Consider the following 21,415-nt stretch of genomic DNA (forward strand, 5'->3'; position numbering starts at 1 on the left):
TATTTTCGTTAAATCAACAATGTTGATAGCTTTATAAACGGTTATGGCCCCTACCGAAAATTATGACCTGTTGATTGATAAGATCAACTCCTTCATTCGTAAATATCATTACAACAACCTGCTGCGCGGGCTGATATTTTTGGGTGCGGGTATATTTTCGGCTTATATTGCTATTACGCTAATGGAGTACTTTGGCAACTTTAATACCCTGCTGCGTACTCTGCTTTTTTACTTTTTTATATTGCTTAACCTGGGCTTAATGATATGGCTGGTTTTACCCCCGCTGCTTGCAAGGTTAAAACTGGCCAAAACACTAAGCCATGATGAAGCCGCCGAAATTATCGGCCACCATTTTAACGATGTACATGATAAACTGTTAAACACCCTGCAGTTAAAAAAACAGGCTGCCGATAACGCCGAACACCGCGAACTGATTGAGGCCAGTATCAACCAAAAGATACAGACCTTAAACCCCGTGAGTTTCCCCTCGGCTGTAAACATTCGCGAGAATAGTAAATATCTTAAGTGGGTTATCCCGCCGGCGGCAATTATATGTATAATTGCTTTTGCAGCGCCCTCTGTTTTAACAGAAAGTACTAAAAGGCTGATTAGGCACAACGAATACTTTGCACCTGTCGCCCCCTTTCAGTTTGTAGTAATGAATAAAAGTTTCTCGGCGGTACAAGGCGACGACTTTAAACTGGACATTAAACTAACCGGTGATAAAATACCGTCGGATGTTTATATCGAAACGGAAACCAACACTTTTAAACTGGATAAAGAGAGCCTCAGCCGCTTTCATTACCTGTTTACTAATTTGCAGCAAAGCACTACGTTTAAGCTATCAGGTAACGGTTTTACATCAGCACCATACCAAATAAAGGTAAACCTGCGCCCGGTTATCCTACATTTTGATGCAGCGTTGGACTACCCGGCCTACCTGCATAAAAAAAACGAGACCCTGGCCAACGCGGGGGACTTAACCCTGCCGGCCGGCACTACTGTAACCTGGAAAATTCACACCCAAAACACCACATCGCTATTGTTTACCCTTGGCGATAAAAGCCAAACTATACAACCTGCGGCTGATGATGTTTTTGAACACCGTGAAAGATTATTTAAAAACAACTTATACAATATTAGCCCGGTAAATTTAGCGGTAAACAAAGCCGAACCTGCAGCATACCGCATACAGGTTATAGCAGATGAAGCCCCCGCCATTGAAATGCAGGAAAAGCCCGATTCGGTTAGTATGAAAGCTTTTTATTTTAATGGTGAGGTGCAAGACGATCATGGCTTTTCGTCGCTTACATTCCACTATAAAATTGGCGGCAAACAGCAACAAAAATCATTCACCAAACAGGTAAAAGCCGATCTTTCTGCCAATCAGGCCCGCTTTTTTTATTACTGGAACCTAAACGAGCTGGGCATAAAGCCCGGTGATGCCGTTTCCTATTACTTTGAAGTTGCGGATAATGATGGCGTGGCCGGCCCAAAAGCAACTCGTACGCCCGAGCGTACTATAAACATCCCTGATGCTGGCGCACTTGCCCAACAGCTAAACGCGGGCACGCAGGCGGTTAAACAAAAAATGCAGTCGGCAGTAAAGCTGGCCGGGCAAATAGAGCGCAGCGCACAAAAACTTAATCAAACCCTCCTGGATAAAGATAATCTGTCTTTTGATGAAAAAAAGCAAGTAGAGGAGCTATTGCAAAGGCGTAAAGATCTGGAGGATCTGGTAAAGGATATACAGGCCGAAAACAAAAAAAATCTATACAACCGCCAGGAAAACCAGGAGCAGAACCAGGAACTATTAGACAAGCAAAAACAGATAGAAGACTTGTTTAATAATGTGCTGGACGAAAAAACCCGTGATATGTTAAAAAGCCTGCAGCAAATGCTGGAGCAAAACCAAAAAGACGAAACACGCGACGGATTGAGCAAAATGCAGATGGATAATAAATCGCTTAAAAAAGAGCTTGACCGTATACTGGAGCTTTATAAAAAGCTTGATTTTGACCAAAAGCTTAATCAAAGCGTTAATCAGTTGAACGAACTGGCAGATCAGCAAAAAAAGCTTGCAGATAACGGCCAAAAGGCCGGCAACAGCGCGCAGGACCTGGAACAGCAAAAAAAACTAAATAACGATTTTCAGGACGTAAAAAAATCTTTGGACGATCTGCAAAAGGCCGCCGAACAAAGCGGAGCTAAGCAAGAATTTACCAACCCCGAAAAGGAGAAAAATGCTATTGACGAGCAAATGAAACAAAGTGCCGATCAACTGCAAAAAAACAATCGCAAACAAGCTGCCGAATCGCAGAAAAAAGCGGCACAGCAATTGCAGCAATTGGCTAAACAGCTACAGCAAGATGGTGCCGAGGGCGAAGAGAGTCAAAATAATATTGATGCCCGCCAACTACGCGAATTGCTTAAGTCGCTGGTAAACAGCTCATTTAACCAAGAAAAAATTATGCAATCCATTCGTGGGTTAAACCCTGCCGACCCGAGTTACACCAAACTGGCGCAGCAGCAAAAGGATGTAAAAGATAATTTAAAAACTGCCGAAGACAGCTTATATTCGCTTAGCCGTAGGGTACCACAAATACAATCTACAGTTAATAAAGAAATTACAGGCATTAATACCCAGGTTGACCAGGCACTTGAAAACCTTGGCGACCGCAAAACGGCTGAAGCTATACGCAACCAGCAATACGCCATGACGGCCATGAACAACCTGGCACTAATGCTGAGTGAAGCTTTAGAGCAGTTACAAAAACAACAAAATAAAAGTGGTAAGGGCAAAGGCAAGCAAAACCAGCCTTCGCTGTCGCAGTTAAGCAAAATGCAGCAGCAGCTTAACCAAAATATGCAAAAAGCGCGCGAACAAATGCAGCAGCAGGGTAACCAGCCACAGGCAAAAAGCGGACAGCTAGGGATGAGCGAGCAACTGGCTAAAATGGCTCGGCAGCAGCAGATGATAAGGCAAACGTTGCAGCAAATTAACCAGGATAAAAACAAGGACGGAACGGGCGGCTTAGGCAATTTGGACAAAATTTCAAAAGAAATGGAACAAACCGAGAACGATCTCGTAAACAGAAAAATAACCGAAGAAGCGATAAAAAGACAGCAGCAAATACAAACCCGGCTGCTTGAGGCCGAAAAGGCAGAACAACAGCGCGAGCAAGACCAAAAAAGGGAAAGCCGCGCAGCAAATGATATGCCGCCGGGATATATTAAGGCTTTGAAGGATTATGAACAAGTTAAAACTAAGCAAACAGAACAGCTAAAAACTGTCCCGCCATCGCTTAATTTGTATTACCGACAAAAAACCAAGATTTACTTTGAGCAACTTAATTCAAAATGACATGGAACAGGCAAATGTGCAATCCGGAGAATTGTACACCTTACAACTTCCATCAAAACACGAAAGCATAACCCTGCTTGAAAATTTGATAGAAGAGGTAGCTGACAAATATAAAGTAAGCGAGGACACTTTTGCCAATATGATGACCTGCCTTAATGAGGCGGTTATTAACGCGATAATTCACGGCAATAAGCTTGACCCTGATAAACTGGTTATTGTTAATGCCGAAGTGGACAACAGACGCATAGTGTGGACCATTACCGATGAAGGCCCGGGCTTTGATTACAACAATCTGGCCGACCCAACCGCGCCCGACAAGCTGGAAGAGCTAACCGGCCGCGGCGTGTTTATTATTAAGCACCTTGCCGACCAATGCGTATTTAACGTAAAAGGCAACGAGGTTGAATTGCACTTTAAAATATAATGGCCGCCATACAGTTTTTTGAAGAGGACGTAACCTTTAAGCTAAAAAACAAAACAGCCGTACGCAAATGGATAGCCGATACCATAATTGCAGAGGGATATAAACTAAGTGAGCTTACCTACGTGTTTTGTTCAGATGCATACCTGCTGGACATGAACAGGCAATACCTTGATCATGATACTTATACCGATATCATCACCTTTGATAACTCAGAAGAGGACGGTATTATTGTAGGCGATATATTTATATCTGCCGAGCGTATTAAAGAAAACGCCGCCAAGTTTGAGGTAACCGAAACTCAGGAAATGCACCGGGTTATGATACATGGCGCCCTGCACCTACTGGGCTATAAAGACAAAACTGCCGCCGACAAGAAAAAAATGACTTTAAAAGAAGATTTTTATTTAGGTAAAAGAAACTTTTAATAGCTAATTTTACGTTTATAAACTATTCATAACCAATTTTTTAAAACAATGAAAACACTTACCTTAATATTAGCATTGCTGTTTGTAAGCAACGCGCCATCGTCTGTATACGATTTTAAATTAAAAACCATTGATGGCGACGCTTTTTCGCTGGCCAAATACAAAGGCAAAAAAGTACTTATTGTAAATACAGCTTCAAAATGTGGTTTTACCCCACAATATGCGGATCTTCAAAAACTGGCCGATCAGTATAAAGACAAAGTCGTTGTTGTTGGTTTTCCGGCAAACAACTTCGGTAGCCAGGAGCCTGGTGCAGAAAACGAAATTAAAACTTTTTGCCAAAAAAACTTCGGCGTTACCTTCCCGCTTAGCTCTAAGGTAAGTGTTAAAGGCGACGATATAGCTCCTTTGTTTGCTTACCTTACATCGGCACCTAATCCGGATTTTACCGGAGAGATCAAATGGAACTTCGAGAAATTCCTGATTGACGAGAATGGTAAATTAATACACCGTTACCGCTCACAAACAAAACCATTAGACCCGGCCATTACCGGCGCTTTATAATTACAGCATTAAACAAAAAAGGGCGCTTAAATTAAGCGCCCTTTTTTGTTTTAACCTTCGTGTCATTTCGAACGAGTAACGAGGAGAAATCTTGTTCGGATAAATGGAGGCCAACTTTGCTTGACTAACAGGATTTTTCCTCGCGACCGCTTGTTCGAGATAACACCAGCGAATTATTGATCCGCTGCTTTTTTAGCCGCTTTCTCTTTAGCCTTTTGAGCGTCTTCCTTCACTTTTTTAATTGAATCCTGTTTAGCTTTTGCTGCTTTCTCTTTTTTCTTGAAGAAACCTCTTAGCAAAAAGTTATGCTGCGCGGCTTTCAGGTCCTCGTTTAGTGTGGCTGTGGTAGAGTGTACCCCTTTCATGGTGGTTTGCGCCTGCCTAACGGTACCCTCCAGGTCGCGGGCTATTTTATCGTTGTTTAGCAGGCGGCCAATGCTGCCCTTCCCGTGGTTTACTTTCTCCACAATTTCTGATAGGTTACTGGTAAGCACTTCAGCGTTATCGGCCACCTTGGTAAGTTTGGTAATTATCTTATCCACATCTACCGGGTTAACAGAGGTTAGCTGGTTACCCTCTTCTACCTCTTTAGTGCTGGTAATGCCGCCCGGGGCTATTACCACCAGCTTATCGCCCATTAGCCCATCGCTGCCAATGCTCATTTTAGAGTCGGTTTTAATGAATTTTTTTACCGAGTTGTTCAGTGTCAGGTCTACCCGTACCGAGCTATCGGTAACAATATTGATAGCATCAACCACGCCCACGTTTATACCTGCAAAACGCACGTTGTTACCTATGGTAAGCCCGCTTACGTTTTTAAAGGTGCCGTATACCCTAAAAGTAGAGCTAAACAGGCTTTTTTGGTTGCCAATGTAAAAAACGGCCAGGAACAATACCAGCAGGCCAACTGCTGTAAATGCGCCAATTTTTATTTTTTGTGATGATGTGGTTTTCATTTGGTTTTGTTAAAAAATGATCTTACAAATTGGTCGTCCGAGTTTTTTAGCTCATCAAATGAGCCTTCGGCTATATAGGCACCCTCATTCATTATCACTACGCGGTCGGCAACTATTTTTGCGCATTCCATATCGTGGGTAATAATGATGGATGATGTTTTATACTTTTTCTGCATGTTCAGTATCAGCTCACTTATCTCTCGCGACGTAATGGGGTCAAGGCCCGTCGTAGGCTCGTCATATAGCATTATTTCGGGCCGTACTATCATTGTACGTGCCAGGCCGGCGCGCTTACGCATGCCGCCCGATAGGTCCGATGGCATTTTATCAATGGCATCCAGCAGGCCTACACCGTCTAACACTTCCTCTATTCGTTTATCTAGCTCGCTTTGGTCATTTAATTTCAGCACTCTGGTTAGCGGAAACTCCAAATTCTCGCGCACGGTCATCGAATCGTATAACGCTCCGCTTTGAAACAGGAAACCCACTTTGGTGCGTAATTCCTTTAATTGCTCGTCGCCCATGTTGGCTACATCATCACCCAACACCGTTACGGAGCCTTTATCCGGGTATAATAAGCCAACTATACACTGTATAGTAACCGATTTACCCTGGCCCGATTTACCCAATACCACCACATTCTCGCCCCGCTTAAGCTTTAAGTTGATGTCTTTCAACACCGTTTTATCGCCAAATGCCTTTGATATATGGTCAATATCCACCACTATCTCCCGGCTATCTGCCACCTTATTATCGGCTTTATGTTTTATTGCTGTTTCCATGTTACCTGTAAAATAATAAGCTGGTTATTTGCACGGCAAGCGCATCAATAACAAATATCCACAGCGATGCCGTTACCACAGCCGAATTAGCTGCAAGACCCACGCTTTCGGTCCCTTTGTTAGAATTATAGCCTTTATAACAACCCACAAAGCCTATGGCAAAACCAAAAAAGAAGGTTTTAACCAATGCGGGTAAAAAATCAATAAACTCAAGGGATGATATACACTTGGTGAAGTAAAGAGAGAAACTGATATCGTCGGTAAAATTAAGCGCCAGGTAGCCGCCAAACAGCCCTATGGCGTCGCCAATAATAGTTAAAAGTGGCACCATTAAGCTCACAGCTATAATACGGGTAACTACCAGGTATTGCATTGGGCTGGCGCCCGATACCTCCATAGCATCAATTTGCTCGGTTACCTTCATGCTGCCCAGCTCGGCACCTATGCTCGATGCTATTTTACCGGCGCAAATAATGGCGATGATAACCGGCCCTATTTCGCGTACAAACGATACGGCAAGTGTTTTTGGCAGCATGCTCTCGGCTCCCATTTCAAGCATGGATGGCCTTAATTGTAAAATTAAGACCAATCCCATGATGAATGATGTTATACCTACCAGCATCATAGACCGGTAACCGATCTCGTAACACTGGCGTACAAATTCCGACCACTCAAAACCGCCTTTAAAAATGTTACGGAAGAATTGCCTGAAGAAAACTATCTGTTCTCCAATGCCTTCCAGCCATCTTCTGTATCCGGTAATCGCCTGTTCTGCCATAACTTATTTATTACTTGCCAGTTATAAACAAACAATTACCGAATTGTTTTGATACGGAAAATATTATTTATCGCTGATTGATTACAGCATCGGAACTTCTATAATTAGTATTCGGCTGGTATCTGTAGTATCTATCGTAAATGATGCTGTATCGTAAACACCAATAGCGTCCCTTTTGTTTAATTGCTGGCCGGTTATATTAGCACCACCTTCTATTAAAAATACATACGCGCCGTTTCCTGGGGTTTTTATAGTATACTCTACCTGCTGGCCCGCATCAAAATTACCGGTGCTAAAGGTGGTATCCTGGTTTAACCAAAGCGTATCATCACTTTTTACAGGCGATACCAAAGTGGTAAACTGGTTTTGCACCAACTTATCGCTAAAGTTTTTTTGATCGTACCGTGGCGTAATATTCTTTACTTTAGGGAACACCCATATTTGCAAAGCCTGTGCAGGCTCGGTATTAGATGGATTATATTCGGAATGCACTATACCGGTACCTGCCGACATTACCTGCACTTCTCCTGGTTTTATAATACCCTTATTGCCCATACTGTCTTTATGCTCAACTGCTCCTTCCAGTACTATAGTGGTAATTTCCATGTTGTCATGCGGGTGGCTACCAAAGCCCATTCCCTCGCCTATCGTATCATCATTTAATACCCTTAGTGCACCAAAATGTACCTTATCGGGGTTGTAATACGGGCCAAAGCTGAATGAGAAATTAGCTTTTAACCAACCAATGTCATTGTGTCCGCGTTCGTTAGCGGGATGAAATACCGTTTTCATGATTTTTTTTTCCTTTTTTGTTTGTGTCATAATTACATGTTTAAACATACAATTATTATTCCACAAATTAATATTGTGTATTTTTGCGCTTTAAACCTCCCATTATGGCATATAAAGCAGTTATAGCGGGCGCAAGCGGCCTTATTGGCAGTAATTTATTAAATATACTGCTAAATGCGCCGGAGTATGATGAGGTACTGGTTTTAGTGCGTAAGGAGATTGCCATACAGCATAAAAAGTTATTGCAGTTGGTTATTGATTTTGATAAGCTGGATAATCATGCGGCAGCCATTACAGGCCATGCCGTGTTTAGTTGCATGGGTACTACCAAAGGGCAAACACCCGATGAGGTACAATACATAAAGATAGATCATGACTACCCATTGCAGTTGGCTAAAATTGCGAAGCAAAATGGCGTTAAGCATTTTCACCTGGTGTCATCTATAGGGGCGGATGCAAAGTCGTCGTTGTTTTATACACGTTTAAAGGGCGAGTTGGAAAACGACCTGCAAGCTGTAGGTTTAGATGTGTTGCACATTTACCAGCCATCTATGCTTACCGGCCATAGGAATAAGCCAAGATTGGCCGATAAGGTGATGGGCGGCTTGTTTAAAATAATAAACCCGCTGCTAATTGGCGGAATGAAAAAATACAGGAGCATAAAAGGCTCGGAGGTTGCCGGGGCGATGTATAAAAAATCGTTAGACGACACGCCGGGCACTTATATACATATATCAGACAAAATAAAGACGATTTAGTGAGTACATATATTTCGGCCGAAAATTTAGGCCATTCTTTTCATGACAACTGGTTATTTAAAAACCTGACTATTGGTATTAACCGCGGGCGGCGGGTTGCCCTTGTGGGTATTAATGGCGCAGGTAAATCAACCCTGTTGAAGATACTGTCGGGTTCGTTAAAGCCTACAGAGGGTAAGGTTGCGCAAAGTCGCGACCTTAATGTGGGCTACCTGGAACAAGACCCTCATTTTAAAAACGCGGTAACTATAAGCGATTACATCTTTCATGCCGATAACATTCAGCAGCAACTGATACGCAAATACGAAGAATTGCTGGAGAACGACCCGGATAACATGAAGGATCTGGAAAAGGTGATGGAAGAGCTTAGCGAAGTAGATGCCTGGGAATATGAATATAAGATAAAGACAATTTTAGGGCGACTTGATATACACCACCTTAACCAGCACATTAACACGCTATCAGGCGGGCAAAAGAAACGTTTAGCTTTAGCTAAACTATTAATTGAGGACCCTGAAATATATATTTTAGATGAGCCAACTAATCACCTAGATATTGATACTATTGAGTGGCTGGAGAAATTATTGACCGAAGGGAACAAAACCATTTTGATGGTTACGCACGACAGGTACTTTTTAGATAACGTGTGTAACGAAATATTGGAGATAGATAAAGGAAAAATCATCCCCTATTTTGGCAACTACGGCTATTATTTAGAGAAAAAGGCCGAAAGGGAAGCGTCTGATGAAGCAACTTTTCAAAAGAACAGTAATTTACTACGTAAAGAGTTGGAATGGATGCGCAGGCAGCCAAAGGCAAGGGGCACAAAATCAAAATCGCGGATAGATGCTTTTTATGACCTGGAGGGCAAAACCAAAAATAACGGACCTAAACAGGATGTGGAACTATCGGTTAAAATTGCGCGCCAGGGTAATAAAATAATGGAAATGCATAATGTGAGCAAAGCCTTTAACGGCAATACTTACGTTAACAAATTCAACTACATATTTAAAAAAGGTGATCGGATAGGATTGGCGGGTAAGAATGGCAGCGGGAAATCGACTCTGCTTAACTTAATAACCGACCAGTTAAAACCAGATAGTGGGGAGATTATTAAAGGCGAAACTACTGTTATTGGTTATTTTAACCAGGCTGGTTTAAACTTTAAGGAAGACGAGCGTGTAATAGATGTAGTAAAAAACGTGGCAGAGTTTATTACGATGGCCGATGGTAAAATGATTTCGGCATCGGCACTACTTACTTTATTCCTGTTCCCTCCCGCAAAGCAATACGGTTTTATATCAAAACTTAGTGGTGGCGAAAAGAAAAGGTTGCACCTGATGAGCATTCTGATGAAAAACCCTAACTTTTTAATACTGGATGAGCCAACCAACGATTTGGATATTGATACGCTAAACGTTTTAGAGGACTTCCTGACCACCTACCCCGGTATATTGATGCTGGTATCGCACGACAGATATTTACTGGATAAGATGGCCGATCAGTTGTTTATTATGGAGCCGCAGGGCCATGTAAAGGTTTATAACGGCAACTATTCATCATACCGCTTAGAGCTTGAAGAAAGCAAGGCGCAAAACAAAAAACCGGCCCCTGCTACAACGCCTGCTGCGGAACAACCTAAAAAGGCGAAGCTGAGCTTTAAGGAAGAAAAAGAATTTGAAGGGTTAGAAAAGGAAATAGCCGATATTGAAGCTAAACTGCAGGAGACAACCGAGGAGCTTAATACTACTAATATCGATCCTAAAAAGCTAAACCAGTTAACAGATAAGATCGCTTATTTAAATAAACAGCTGGATCAAAAATCCGCACGTTGGATTGAATTGGGAGAACTTAAAGAAGCATAAAAGATTGAAAGCATCAGATATCATCGCATCAATTGGCGTCATTATTTTATTGATCGCCTTTTTATTAAATCTGTTCAAAAGGCTATCAGCACAAAGCCGCTGGTACAGCGGGATGAATTGTTTAGGTGCCGGTATGTGCTGCTTTTCGTCATATTTAATACATTTTTACCCGTTTGTTGTATTAGAATTCATTTGGGCGTCGTTTGCTTTATACTCGTTTATTAACGTTCCACGTGGAACATCAGATTAAGGATATTTCAATTGTTCCACGTGGAACATGGAGGTTGTATGTTTAAGAAATATAATGTAATTGTTGTAGGTGCCGGGCACGCGGGCTGTGAGGCTGCCGCTGCTGCTGCCAACTTGGGCTCATCTGTTTTGCTGATAACCATGAACATGGGCACCATTGCGCAGATGAGTTGCAATCCTGCTATGGGTGGTGTGGCAAAAGGACAGATAGTGCGCGAGATTGATGCCCTGGGTGGTTACTCGGGGATTATTACCGACAAAACATCCTTGCAATTTAGAATGCTCAACTTATCAAAAGGGCCTGCCATGTGGAGCCCAAGGGCACAAAGTGACCGGGCACGCTTTGCCGAAGAGTGGCGAATCGCTTTAGAAAAAACTCCCAATGTCGACTTTTGGCAGGATACCGTTACCTCGTTATTAGTAAAGGGAAATACAATTGCAGGTGTAAAAACATCAATTGGAATCGAAATAGAAGCCGATGCAGTAGTGCTTACTAATGGGACCTTCCTTAACGGCGTCATACATATTGGCGAAAAGAAGTTTGGCGGAGGCCGAACAGGCGAAAAAGCCGCTACCGGCTTAACAGAACAATTAGTAACCTTAGGTTTTGAATCGGGCCGGATGAAAACCGGCACCCCTCCCCGTGTAGATGGACGCAGTTTAAACTATTCGGTAATGGAAGAGCAATGGGGCGATGAAGAACGCGGCCGTTTTTCCTACACAGACGTCCCTTTAGTAGAAAACCAACGTTGCTGCTGGATAACTTATACCAATACCAAAGTACACGAAACACTTAAAGAAGGCTTTGAAAGATCGCCTATGTTTACTGGCCGCATCAAAGGACTTGGCCCAAGATATTGCCCTTCTATAGAGGATAAAATTAACCGTTTTGCAGAGCGCGACCGCCACCAAATATTTGTAGAACCAGAGGGATGGAACACCGTTGAAATATATGTTAACGGTTTCTCCACTTCCTTACCTGAGGATGTACAATACAAAGCGTTAACCCAAATACCGGGTTTTGAACAGGCGAAAATGTTCCGTCCGGGCTATGCGATAGAATATGATTACTTCCCGCCTACCCAGTTGAGTTTAACTTTAGAGACTAAATTAATCAGCAATTTATATTTTGCCGGGCAAATAAATGGTACGACCGGTTACGAAGAAGCAGCGTCGCAAGGCTTTGTTGCAGGTATTAACGCGCATCAAAAAATTAACGATAAACACGAACTTCTGTTAAAACGATCGGAATCATATATCGGCGTTTTGATTGATGACCTGGTAACAAAAGGCACTGAAGAACCGTACAGAATGTTTACCTCGCGTGCGGAACATCGCTTGTTACTGCGCCAGGATAATGCCGACATTCGCCTGAGCCCGATGGGCCATGAACTGGGCCTAATAAGCGATGAGCGTTTAGAAAAGGTGAACAAGAAAGTTAAAGAGAGCGATGAGATAGTCTCCTTTACCCGCGCTAAAAGTATAGACCCAAGTGTTGTAAATAATCTATTGGAAGAGAGCGGCACCAGCCCTATTAACCAAAGCGCTAAATTATTTAATTTGCTAAGCCGACCTCAAATTGGTTTTAAAGAATTAAGATCGGTAGATGCTTCATTAGCTGATAAATTATCGGGCTATAATAAAGAAACAATTGAGCAGGCCGAAATAAAAATCAAATATGAGAGTTACTTTATAAAAGAATTGGAAATTGTTGACCGCATGAAAAAAATGGAGGATAGAGAGATCAACCCCGAATTTGATTACCGGCAACTGGTTTCGCTTTCAAAAGAAGCCCGCGAAAAACTGATGCGGATAAAGCCACGCACTTTAGGCCAGGCATCCAGAATTTCGGGCGTGTCACCATCGGATGTATCGGTTTTAATGGTTCATGTGTCAAGATAATGCATAAATATCTGTATATCAGGATATTACAAAATATCGTTTTCAAGGCGTTTTTTCAAAGTTTTAATATCAGTATTCATAAAAAGTTAAAAATCGTTTATAGGGCATAAAAATAATGTTAAATCGAAAACTGGCTTTTTTTCACAAAATTTCCTTCTTTTTTTTGGTAGCACTTGTAGTAGCGGGCTGCGCAAGCATGCAAAAACCGCAGGGAGGGCCACGCGACCTTACCCCACCAAAATTATTGTTGGCCACGCCGCAAAACATGACGCGGAATTTTAAATCCAAACAAATTGTATTGGAGTTTGATGAGTTTTTTAAACTGGCCAACCCCTACCAGGAAATAACCATTAGCCCTGCGCCCGAGAAACCACCGGAGTACCTGACGAAAAAGAAAAACCTGGTGATAGACCTAAAAGACACCTTGCTGAAAAACACAACTTATGTGATCAACTTTGGTAAAGCCGTTTCGGATGTTAACGAGGGAAATGTTTTAAAGAACTTTACTTATGTGTTCTCTACCGGCAATCATATCGACTCTTTGAGTATTTCAGGAAATGTAATCAATAGCATTACCCAGGAAAAGGAAAAAGACGCCACGGTAATGTTATTTACTTTGAAGGATGATTCGTTACGCTTTGGTAAAAAGAAGCCAATCATTTTTGCTACTACCGATTCGGCAGGGAATTTTTCGCTTAATAATTTACGGGAAGACACCTATCGCATTTATGCTCTTAAAGAAACAAGCCCCGATAAAATATTTAATAGTGACGGCGATCTTATCGCCTTTCAAAAGAACCCCATCGTTTTAACAAAAGACACATCCGGTATTAAGTTAAGTCTGTTTAAACAGGTGGCCACAGACTTTAGGGTGGCGGAAAAGAAATTTGACCCTGATGGCAAATTCAGCATGGTGTTTAACCGGCCATTAATAAAACCATCCGTTAAAATATTATACCCGCCTAATTTGGACAACCAAAAGCTTGTTGAGTTTAGCAAAACAAAGGATAGCGCCTACGTTTACCTACGCAATATGGATTTTGACTCGTTAAGGGTTGCCGTGCTGGATAATAATAAACCACTTGATACAGTATACCAGTTAAAACAGCGTAAAGAGTCGTTTCAGCGCGTTGTTTCCTTTAGTTATAACCTCAATAAGGATAACAAGCTAAAGCCGGGTACCGACCTTATCATAACCCCCAGCCTACCGGGCGAAAACTTCGAGCGGTCATTAATTACTTTTACCGAAGATTCTGTTAGCGTTGGCAATTATACGATACAAAAAGATACATCAGGTATACGTAACTACACTTTAAAATATCGTTGGCGGGCAGGAAGCCGGTATCAGTTGATATTTAATGATGGCGCCTTTACTACTATTTACGGCGATAAAAACAAACGGGCAGGCATACCCTTTCAGGCAGATAAACCGGAGAATTACAGCCAGCTAACCTTAAAAGTAGTATTGCCTGATACGGCCAGGCAATATGTAATAGAACTGCTTGGTGCAGATAAAAATGTACTGCGAACAGATGTTGTCACCAAATCGGGACCTATTGTTTATAGGAACATATTAACGGCCAAATACAAAGTGCGTGTAATATACGATGCCAATAAAAATGGCCGATGGGATAGCGGTAATGTTAAACTGCGCGAACAGCCCGAAAACATATGGGTATATGATAAAGAAATAACGCTACGCCCTAATTGGGAAGCCGAAGAGCCGCTGGAAATACCGAAGGAGCAAACTAATCCTTAAACCAACCGCTATACATAATATAGTTTTGCGGCAACTTATTTAATAAAGCCTTTTGCTCATCAGTTATAGGCTTTATTTTTTTGGCAGGAGAGCCGGCATACAAATAACCCGACTCACAGATGGTTCGCTCCAACACTACAGATCCCGCCCCTATGATCACATATTCTTCCACCACGGCATCATCCATTACAATAGCACCCATGCCTATTAAAACATTATCCTGCAGCGTGCAGCCATGCACAATGGCATTGTGCCCTATAGATACATTGTTGCCAATATTGGTAGGTGCTTTTAAGTAAGTGGCGTGTATGCAGGCGCCGTCCTGGATGTTGGTGTTATCGCCTATTTTAATGTAATGCACATCGCCGCGTATAACAGCGTTAAACCATACCGAACAATTGTTACCAATTACCACATCGCCGACTATGGTAGCATTTGGAGCTATAAAACAATCGGTTCCCCATTGGGGCGATTTATCTTTTACGGGCAGTATAACAGGCATAATAGCTGAAAGGTTAAAGCATAAAGCTAAAAGCTTTTTTATTTATATACTATAAAATATTACTTTAGCATTCATAAGCGGGAATAGCTCAGTCGGTAGAGCGTCAGTTTCCCAAACTGAAGGCCGCGGGTTCGAATCCCGTTTTCCGCTCATTCCATTACCCTTCAAGTGTCATTGCGAGGTACGAAGCAATCTCCCGACTGTACAAAACCGCTACTATGGCTCATATGCCCAGTTCGGAGATTGCTTTGTCGCTATCGCTCCGCGCAATGACGATATGCTTTAATGCAAATCTAAAACACCGTATCCTCCAAAACCTCCTGATGTTCCGGGTAATCAGTAGTATAATGCAGTCCCCTGCTTTCGTGGCGTGCAGTTGCAGATTTCACTACCAAGTAACTCACCTGTATTAAATTCCTCAGCTCGCAAAGCTTAACAGACAACTTGGTTTTTTTGTAAAAATCTTCGGTTTCTTCGTATAACAAACGTAACCTGCGCATAGCCCTTTCTAAACGAAAATCAGAACGGACGATACCCACATAGTCATTCATCAGCTTTTGCATTTCGCGGATGTTATGGGTAACTAAAATATCCTCATTTAATAACTGCACACCATGTTCGTTCCAGTCGGGTATGTTATCGGGTATTATAAACGCTTCAAAATTGGCTGCGGCATCCTCGTAAATACGATGTGCAAAAACTAATGCTTCTAACAACGAATTTGATGCTAATCTATTAGCCCCATGCAAGCCTGTTGATGAACATTCGCCGCAGGCGTATAAGCGCTTTATGGTCGACCGTCCTGAATGATCTACCAACACCCCGCCGCACATATAATGGCAGGCCGGTGCTACCGGTATCATGTCGCGTGTCATATCAATACCCATATCCAAACACTTGGCATATATATTAGGAAAATGCGCTAAAATATCTTTCTTTTTACGGTGACGGATATCAAGGTAAACAAAGTCCTCTCCAGATTTCTTTATTTCAGAGTCAATCGCTCTTGCCACAATATCTCGTGGTGCTAATGATTTACGCTCGTCATACTCCTGCATAAATTCTTCGCCGTTAGTGCGCCTTAATATGCCACCAAAACCACGTACGGCCTCGGATATTAAAAAGGAAGGATGTTCGCCCGGATTATATAAGGCTGTAGGATGAAATTGTATAAATTCCATATTCCTTACCTTACCCTTTGCCCTGTAAACCATCGCCACACCATCGCCGGTAGCTATAGTTGGGTTTGTAGTAACCGAATAGATGTGCCCAGCTCCACCTGCTGCCATTACCGTAACCTTTGATAATATTTTTTCTACCTGGCTGCTTTCGGTATTAAATGCATAAATTCCATAGCAGTTAATATTGTCTGATGATTTATCTACAAATTCGCCTAAATGGTGTTGAGTTATCAGATCTACAGCAAAGTAATGCGTTAGTATTTCAATATTAGGTTCCCGGTGTATCTCTTCCAGTAACGATCGCTCTATCTCAAAACCAGTAATATCCTTATAATGTAACACCCTAAATTCAGAGTGGCCCCCCTCTTTCGCCAGGTCGTAAATACCCTCGTTGGTCATGTCAAAGTTGGTACCGTAGCCAATAATTTCATTTATTCGCTCCGGCCCTTCTTTCACTACGGCTTCCACAACTTCTCTATCGCATAGGCCATCACCAGCAATTAAGGTGTCATTTATATGTTTTTCAAAAGAATCTTCTTTTTTATCAACAACTACCGCAACACCACCCTGGGCATATTTAGTGTTGCTTTCATCTTCGTTGGCTTTTGTAACTATCAGTACCTTACCATGCTTAGCGGCTTTTAGTGCGAAACTTAAACCTGCAATGCCTGATCCTACCACAAGGAAATCAACAGTTTTGGTCATTTTTTGTATATGTATTGTGTAAAATTAGGCTTTATGTTAATAAGCGGTATAAAACATGTTAAATTTGTGTAAGTAAAAAGCTAACAAATAAACATGACGTTAGTAAGTCGGAAATTTACAGAATTAACAATTACTTTTGAGCGATTTGTAAGACGATTTAACAAGGTAACTAACATTTTATACAGTGTGTATTTATTCACAAATAAGTATTTAAATTAAAACTTGTTTGTCACACTAATCTTATAATCAGTAAAATAAAAAATAAAAAGCTGTTTAAAAATGTTAGTAAAAATGTAAAAACAACTTTTTAAGTAAATCGTATCACAACTTTTAAACACTACTAACACCTTAATAACAATAGTTTTATTTTATATATAAAAAGAAGTTATTATTAATTGATTTGTTGAATGGATATCTTCGAAGAAATAAAAGTGAAAGGTTTTGCCGACGAATACATCGATCCGTCGCTCGACCTTTTCGCCGAAATAGAAAACCTGAAAAAAGCTAAAAATGCCGTTATACTTGCCCACTATTACCAGGAAGGGGATATACAGGATATTGCCGATTATATTGGCGATAGCCTGGGCCTATCTCAGCAGGCAGCTAAAACAGATGCGGATATTATTGTTTTTGCCGGGGTACATTTTATGGCCGAAACAGCTAAGATATTATCGCCAAATAAAAAGGTTTTACTACCGGATTTAAAGGCAGGTTGCTCATTAGCTGATAGTTGCCCGCCACATTTATTTAAAAAGTTTAAAGAGAATTACCCCGACCATTTGGTAATTACCTATGTAAACTGCACGGCCGAACTAAAAGCTTTAAGCGATATTGTTTGCACCAGCAGCAACGCGGTGCAAATAGTAGAAAGCTTACCAAAAGACCAAAAGATAATATTTGGACCGGATAGAAACTTAGGGGCGTGGGTAGCTAAAAAAACAGGCCGGGATTTAGTTTTATGGAATGGCGCTTGTATGGTACACGAAATTTTTAGCCGTGAAAAAATTACCAAATTAAAAGAACGCTATCCAAATGCTAAAATACTGGCACACCCCGAGTGTGAGGAAGTTATATTACAACTGGCCGATTACATAGGATCGACCACAGGGATATTAAAATATGCTACTAACAGCCCCGAAAAGGAGTTTATAGTAGCAACAGAAGCAGGTATTATTCACCAGATGGAAAAGGATAACCCCGATAAGGTGTTTATACCGGCGCCACCAAACAATACTTGTGCATGTAACGATTGCCCGCACATGAAACGTAATACACTGGAAAAACTATACCTGTGTTTAAAAAATGAAATGCCCGAAATACAAGTGCCTATGCACATTATTGAAAAGGCTGTGAAACCGATAGAAAGAATGCTGGAAATATCGGCAAGCTTAGGCTTATGATATGATTTTACCGATTTTAGAATGATTACACTGATTAAAATGGGTGTAATTTCCAATAATCGGTGTAGTCCCAATAATCAGTGTAATCATAATAATTATGTTCGAGAACGAAGAGAAAACCAATATTGAAAATTTAGGTGAGTTTGGTTTAATAGACCATTTAACTAAAAATATAAAACTTGTACAAAAAAGCAGTATAAAAGGTGTGGGCGATGATGCCGCAGTATTAGATTTTGAAGGTAAAAGGATGTTGGTATCTACCGATATGCTGTTAGAAGGTATACACTTCGATCTGGCTTATACACCGCTAAAACACTTGGGTTATAAAGCTATACAGGTAAATCTTAGCGATATATATGCCATGAATGGTACTGCTACGCAAGTAACGGTATCTATTGGCATGAGTAGCAAATTCCCATTAGAGGCTATTGAAGAATTATACGAAGGTATTTACCTGGCTTGCGGCAATTATAATGTGGATATAGTTGGCGGGGATACATCTGCATCAAAGCAAGGTTTGGTAATAAGTGTAACCTCAATCGGTTATGCTGACGAAAAGGATATTGTTTACCGTAATACTGCTGAAGAGGGTGATTTGATATGTGTATCCGGTGATTTGGGTGGTGCTTATACCGGTTTACAATTATTAGAACGTGAAAAACTGGTTTACTTAGAAAACCCTAATATACAACCTGACCTGGAGGGGAAAGATTATATAGTAGAACGACAATTAAAGCCCGAAGCACGAAAGGATATTGTTGATCTGCTAAAAGAATTGAATATTAAGCCAACAGCCATGATAGATGTATCTGACGGTTTGGCATCAGAGATATTACACATTTGCAAGCAAAGTAATAAAGGCTGTAAGTTATACGAGGAAAAGATACCCATCGATCCAATGACCTACGAAACAGCCCGTGAATTTAACCTTGACCCAACAGTTTGCGCCCTAAGCGGCGGCGAAGATTATGAATTGCTATTTACAGTAAAACAAGCTGATTACGATAAGATAAAATTTAAATTGGATTTTACCATCATCGGCTATATTACCGAGCCAAATGAGGGCTGTAGTTTGATAACAAAATCCGGCAACCTGCACGAGTTAAAAGCGCAGGGATGGAACGCGTTTAAGGCGTAGTAGTGCCCATTTGTCATTGCGAGGAGCGATAGCGACAAAGCAATCTCTACACAGGACAAGTGGAATTGCAAAGTCGAGAGATTGCTTCGTACCTCGCAATGACAGCTTCATTAATTTGCTTCTTCCTCCCCAATATATTTCTGGTCTATCTGCTTATTAGCCTTAGCTCCTAACTTTTTTATCTTCTCAGCAGTTACGGTTAAATTGCCGCGGCCATCGGTTAGCTTATTCAATGCCTTATCGTAACTATCCTGGCTTTGTTTAATGTTTTTACCTATAGCTTCTATATCCCCAACAAAGCCAACAAATTTGTCATACATCTCGCCGCTGAGGCGGGCAATTTCCAATACATTACGGTTCTGCCTTTCCTGTTTCCATATACTGGCAATGGTGCGCAGGGTGGCTAATAAAGTGCTCGGACTAACAATAACCACCCGCTTATCCCAGGCATCGCTAAAAAGGTCGGCGTCCAATTGTACGGCAAAGCTGAAGGAGGATTCTATAGGCACAAAAAGCAGCACAAAATCGGGCGAGTTTACCTGGTAAAGGTCGTGATAGTTTTTAGATGATAGACCATGCACATGCCCGCGGATAGATTCGACATGTGCTTTTGAGAATAATTTGCGCTCTTCTTCGGTTTCACAATTAACTAAACGTTCGTAGGCTATTAACGAGACCTTAGAATCGATTATTAAATGTTTATCATCCGGAAGGTCGATTATTACATCCGGCTGCAGCCTACCCCCATCCTGTGCGTTAAGACTTGCCTGTATACGGTACTCCCGGTCGCGTATCAAGCCAGATCGTTCTAAAACCTTTTCCAGTATTACCTCACCCCAGTTACCCTGCTTTTTATTATCGCCCTTTAAAGCCTTGGTCAAATTATTGGCTTCGGTACTGATGAGTTTATTAAGATCCATCAATTGGGTTATTACACCTTTAAGCGTATTGCGCTCGGCGGCTTCCATGTTGTAAACCTTATCTACCTTATCCTCAAAATTCTTAATATTCTCTTTCAGCGGGTTAAGTATAGCATCAATGCTCAGCTTATTTACATCACTAAACTCCTTTGATTTTTCTTTTAATAATTTTTCGGCAACATTCTCAAATTCCCGTTGAAAATGCAGTCGGGTATGTTCTATCTCCTCTTTTTGCTCGGTCAGTTTTTCCTGCTGGGCCGTGAAGAAGGAACGCGAAGATTCTAAAGACCGATTAGCCTCGGACAGTTGGGTACGCACATCCAGAAGTTCATCTATCAAACGCGACTGCTCATCTTTTAAATGGGTAGTGATATTTTCTTTCTCGCGTTGTAATCCTAATGCATTTTGTTCGGCCTTGGCCAAGGCAATTTTTAAAGCCTCGTTTTCCGATCTTAAAAGATTATCATCAAATGCCGGGCTGTTAGTTTTATTAGTGGTTTTAAGCACCACAAAAAAAATCAAAAGCAATACAGCTACACCCGCAATAATTAAAAAAGCCTCATTCATGTTTTGATAAAAATATTAGCAAAACGAATGTAGGTATTTTAGTATTAAAATAAAATAATTAGCAAAAGCTATTATTGCTTAGGGGCTGCTGTAGTATCCTTTACAGGATTGGTAGTACCAACGCCATTGCTGCTGGTATCTTTTCCGCCGGTTTCGGTAGGCGAAACAGGTAGTTTATTGGTATCGGCCGGGCCGGAGTTTCCCACGTGTGTTTGGCCCGAGTCAGGTTTATCGCCACCGGTTTTTTTGGTACCGTTGCAGGCCGCGCAGGTTATGACTATTAAGGTGAACAGGTAAACAAATAGCTTTTTCATAAGTTTAATGTTATTGATGGTATACATTAAATACAATCAGCATATTTGCATGTTTTAAAAATTACATTAT

General features: G+C 41.4%; 19 protein-coding genes and 1 tRNA gene. 12 read left to right on the forward strand and 8 right to left on the reverse strand.

Annotated features, from left to right (window positions below; all coding sequences use genetic code 11):
• Positions 1-43: 43 nt before the first annotated feature.
• From FFF34_012600 to FFF34_012615, 4 genes are read left to right on the forward strand one after another with little or no spacing between them, the layout of a single operon-like run.
• Complete coding sequence (locus FFF34_012600; GenBank protein ID TSD64734.1) at positions 44-3,364, forward strand: DUF4175 family protein; 3,321 nt, start codon at positions 44-46, stop codon at positions 3,362-3,364.
• Between the two features lies 1 nt (position 3,365).
• Positions 3,366-3,788 carry an ATP-binding protein gene (locus FFF34_012605; protein ID TSD64735.1) on the forward strand — a complete coding sequence of 141 codons (423 nt, stop codon included), beginning with the start codon at positions 3,366-3,368 and terminating at the stop codon, positions 3,786-3,788.
• Positions 3,788-4,213 (forward strand): rRNA maturation RNase YbeY, encoded by a 426-nt coding sequence (ybeY, locus tag FFF34_012610; GenBank protein TSD64736.1) that lies wholly within the window; start codon positions 3,788-3,790, stop codon positions 4,211-4,213. Before FFF34_012605 ends, ybeY begins: the two co-directional genes overlap by 1 nt.
• A 48-nt stretch (positions 4,214-4,261) precedes the next feature.
• Positions 4,262-4,777, forward strand: coding sequence for a glutathione peroxidase (locus FFF34_012615; GenBank protein TSD64737.1), 516 nt, complete (start codon positions 4,262-4,264; stop codon positions 4,775-4,777).
• 173 nt (positions 4,778-4,950) lie between these two features.
• On the opposite strand, the gene FFF34_012620 is transcribed toward FFF34_012615, so the two are convergent.
• From FFF34_012620 to FFF34_012635, 4 genes are all read right to left on the reverse strand, one after another.
• A complete protein-coding gene (locus FFF34_012620; protein TSD64738.1) occupies positions 4,951-5,733 on the reverse strand; it encodes an MCE family protein in 783 nt (260 codons plus the stop codon).
• Positions 5,730-6,515, reverse strand: a complete 786-nt coding sequence (locus tag FFF34_012625) for an ATP-binding cassette domain-containing protein (protein ID TSD64739.1) — start codon at positions 6,513-6,515, stop codon at positions 5,730-5,732. The genes FFF34_012620 and FFF34_012625 overlap by 4 nt, the downstream gene beginning before the upstream one ends.
• A 1-nt stretch (position 6,516) precedes the next feature.
• The gene (locus FFF34_012630) at positions 6,517-7,293 is read right to left on the reverse strand and encodes an ABC transporter permease (protein TSD64740.1); all 777 of its coding nucleotides are present in this window, start codon (positions 7,291-7,293) and stop codon (positions 6,517-6,519) included.
• A gap of 81 nt (positions 7,294-7,374) precedes the next feature.
• Positions 7,375-8,085: a pirin family protein gene (locus FFF34_012635; GenBank protein ID TSD64741.1), complete on the reverse strand. Its 711-nt coding sequence runs from the start codon at positions 8,083-8,085 to the stop codon at positions 7,375-7,377.
• A gap of 104 nt (positions 8,086-8,189) precedes the next feature.
• Between FFF34_012635 and FFF34_012640 the strand changes: the two genes are divergently transcribed.
• The 5 genes from FFF34_012640 (at position 8,190) to FFF34_012660 (ending at position 14,618) form a co-directional block, all read left to right on the forward strand.
• Positions 8,190-8,843, forward strand: a complete 654-nt coding sequence (locus FFF34_012640; GenBank protein ID TSD64742.1) for an NAD-dependent epimerase/dehydratase family protein — start codon at positions 8,190-8,192, stop codon at positions 8,841-8,843.
• Positions 8,843-10,708, forward strand: a complete 1,866-nt coding sequence (locus tag FFF34_012645) for an ABC-F family ATP-binding cassette domain-containing protein (GenBank protein ID TSD64743.1) — start codon at positions 8,843-8,845, stop codon at positions 10,706-10,708. Before FFF34_012640 ends, FFF34_012645 begins: the two co-directional genes overlap by 1 nt.
• A 43-nt stretch (positions 10,709-10,751) precedes the next feature.
• Positions 10,752-10,958 carry a hypothetical protein gene (locus FFF34_012650; protein TSD65069.1) on the forward strand — a complete coding sequence of 69 codons (207 nt, stop codon included), beginning with the start codon at positions 10,752-10,754 and terminating at the stop codon, positions 10,956-10,958.
• 38 nt (positions 10,959-10,996) lie between these two features.
• Positions 10,997-12,859 carry a tRNA uridine-5-carboxymethylaminomethyl(34) synthesis enzyme MnmG gene (gene mnmG / locus FFF34_012655; protein TSD64744.1) on the forward strand — a complete coding sequence of 621 codons (1,863 nt, stop codon included), beginning with the start codon at positions 10,997-10,999 and terminating at the stop codon, positions 12,857-12,859.
• 115 nt (positions 12,860-12,974) lie between these two features.
• On the forward strand, positions 12,975-14,618 hold the full coding sequence (locus FFF34_012660; GenBank protein ID TSD64745.1) for a hypothetical protein: 1,644 nt from the start codon (positions 12,975-12,977) through the stop codon (positions 14,616-14,618).
• Here FFF34_012660 and FFF34_012665 read toward each other — a convergent pair.
• Positions 14,608-15,120: a gamma carbonic anhydrase family protein gene (locus FFF34_012665; GenBank protein ID TSD64746.1), complete on the reverse strand. Its 513-nt coding sequence runs from the start codon at positions 15,118-15,120 to the stop codon at positions 14,608-14,610. The two genes, FFF34_012660 and FFF34_012665, sit on opposite strands and share 11 nt — an antisense overlap.
• A 77-nt stretch (positions 15,121-15,197) precedes the next feature.
• On the opposite strand from FFF34_012665, the gene FFF34_012670 reads away from it, so the two are divergent.
• Positions 15,198-15,270, forward strand: a tRNA-Gly gene (locus tag FFF34_012670).
• Between the two features lie 143 nt (positions 15,271-15,413).
• Here the strand turns inward: FFF34_012670 and nadB are convergent.
• Complete coding sequence (gene nadB, locus FFF34_012675; GenBank protein TSD64747.1) at positions 15,414-17,006, reverse strand: L-aspartate oxidase; 1,593 nt, start codon at positions 17,004-17,006, stop codon at positions 15,414-15,416.
• 407 nt (positions 17,007-17,413) lie between these two features.
• Between nadB and nadA the strand changes: the two genes are divergently transcribed.
• Together nadA and thiL are read left to right on the forward strand one after the other, a co-directional pair.
• Positions 17,414-18,406: a quinolinate synthase NadA gene (gene nadA, locus FFF34_012680; protein ID TSD64748.1), complete on the forward strand. Its 993-nt coding sequence runs from the start codon at positions 17,414-17,416 to the stop codon at positions 18,404-18,406.
• Positions 18,407-18,503: 97 nt separating this feature from the next.
• Positions 18,504-19,544 carry a thiamine-phosphate kinase gene (thiL, locus tag FFF34_012685; protein TSD64749.1) on the forward strand — a complete coding sequence of 347 codons (1,041 nt, stop codon included), beginning with the start codon at positions 18,504-18,506 and terminating at the stop codon, positions 19,542-19,544.
• Between the two features lie 110 nt (positions 19,545-19,654).
• On the opposite strand, the gene rmuC is transcribed toward thiL, so the two are convergent.
• Together rmuC and FFF34_012695 are read right to left on the reverse strand one after the other, a co-directional pair.
• Positions 19,655-21,031: a DNA recombination protein RmuC gene (rmuC, locus tag FFF34_012690; GenBank protein TSD64750.1), complete on the reverse strand. Its 1,377-nt coding sequence runs from the start codon at positions 21,029-21,031 to the stop codon at positions 19,655-19,657.
• Between the two features lie 71 nt (positions 21,032-21,102).
• Positions 21,103-21,345 (reverse strand): hypothetical protein, encoded by a 243-nt coding sequence (locus FFF34_012695; protein TSD64751.1) that lies wholly within the window; start codon positions 21,343-21,345, stop codon positions 21,103-21,105.
• Positions 21,346-21,415 lie beyond the last annotated feature (70 nt).

It is taken from the genome of Inquilinus sp. KBS0705 (assembly GCA_005938025.2).
Lineage (GTDB): Bacteria > Bacteroidota > Bacteroidia > Sphingobacteriales > Sphingobacteriaceae > Mucilaginibacter.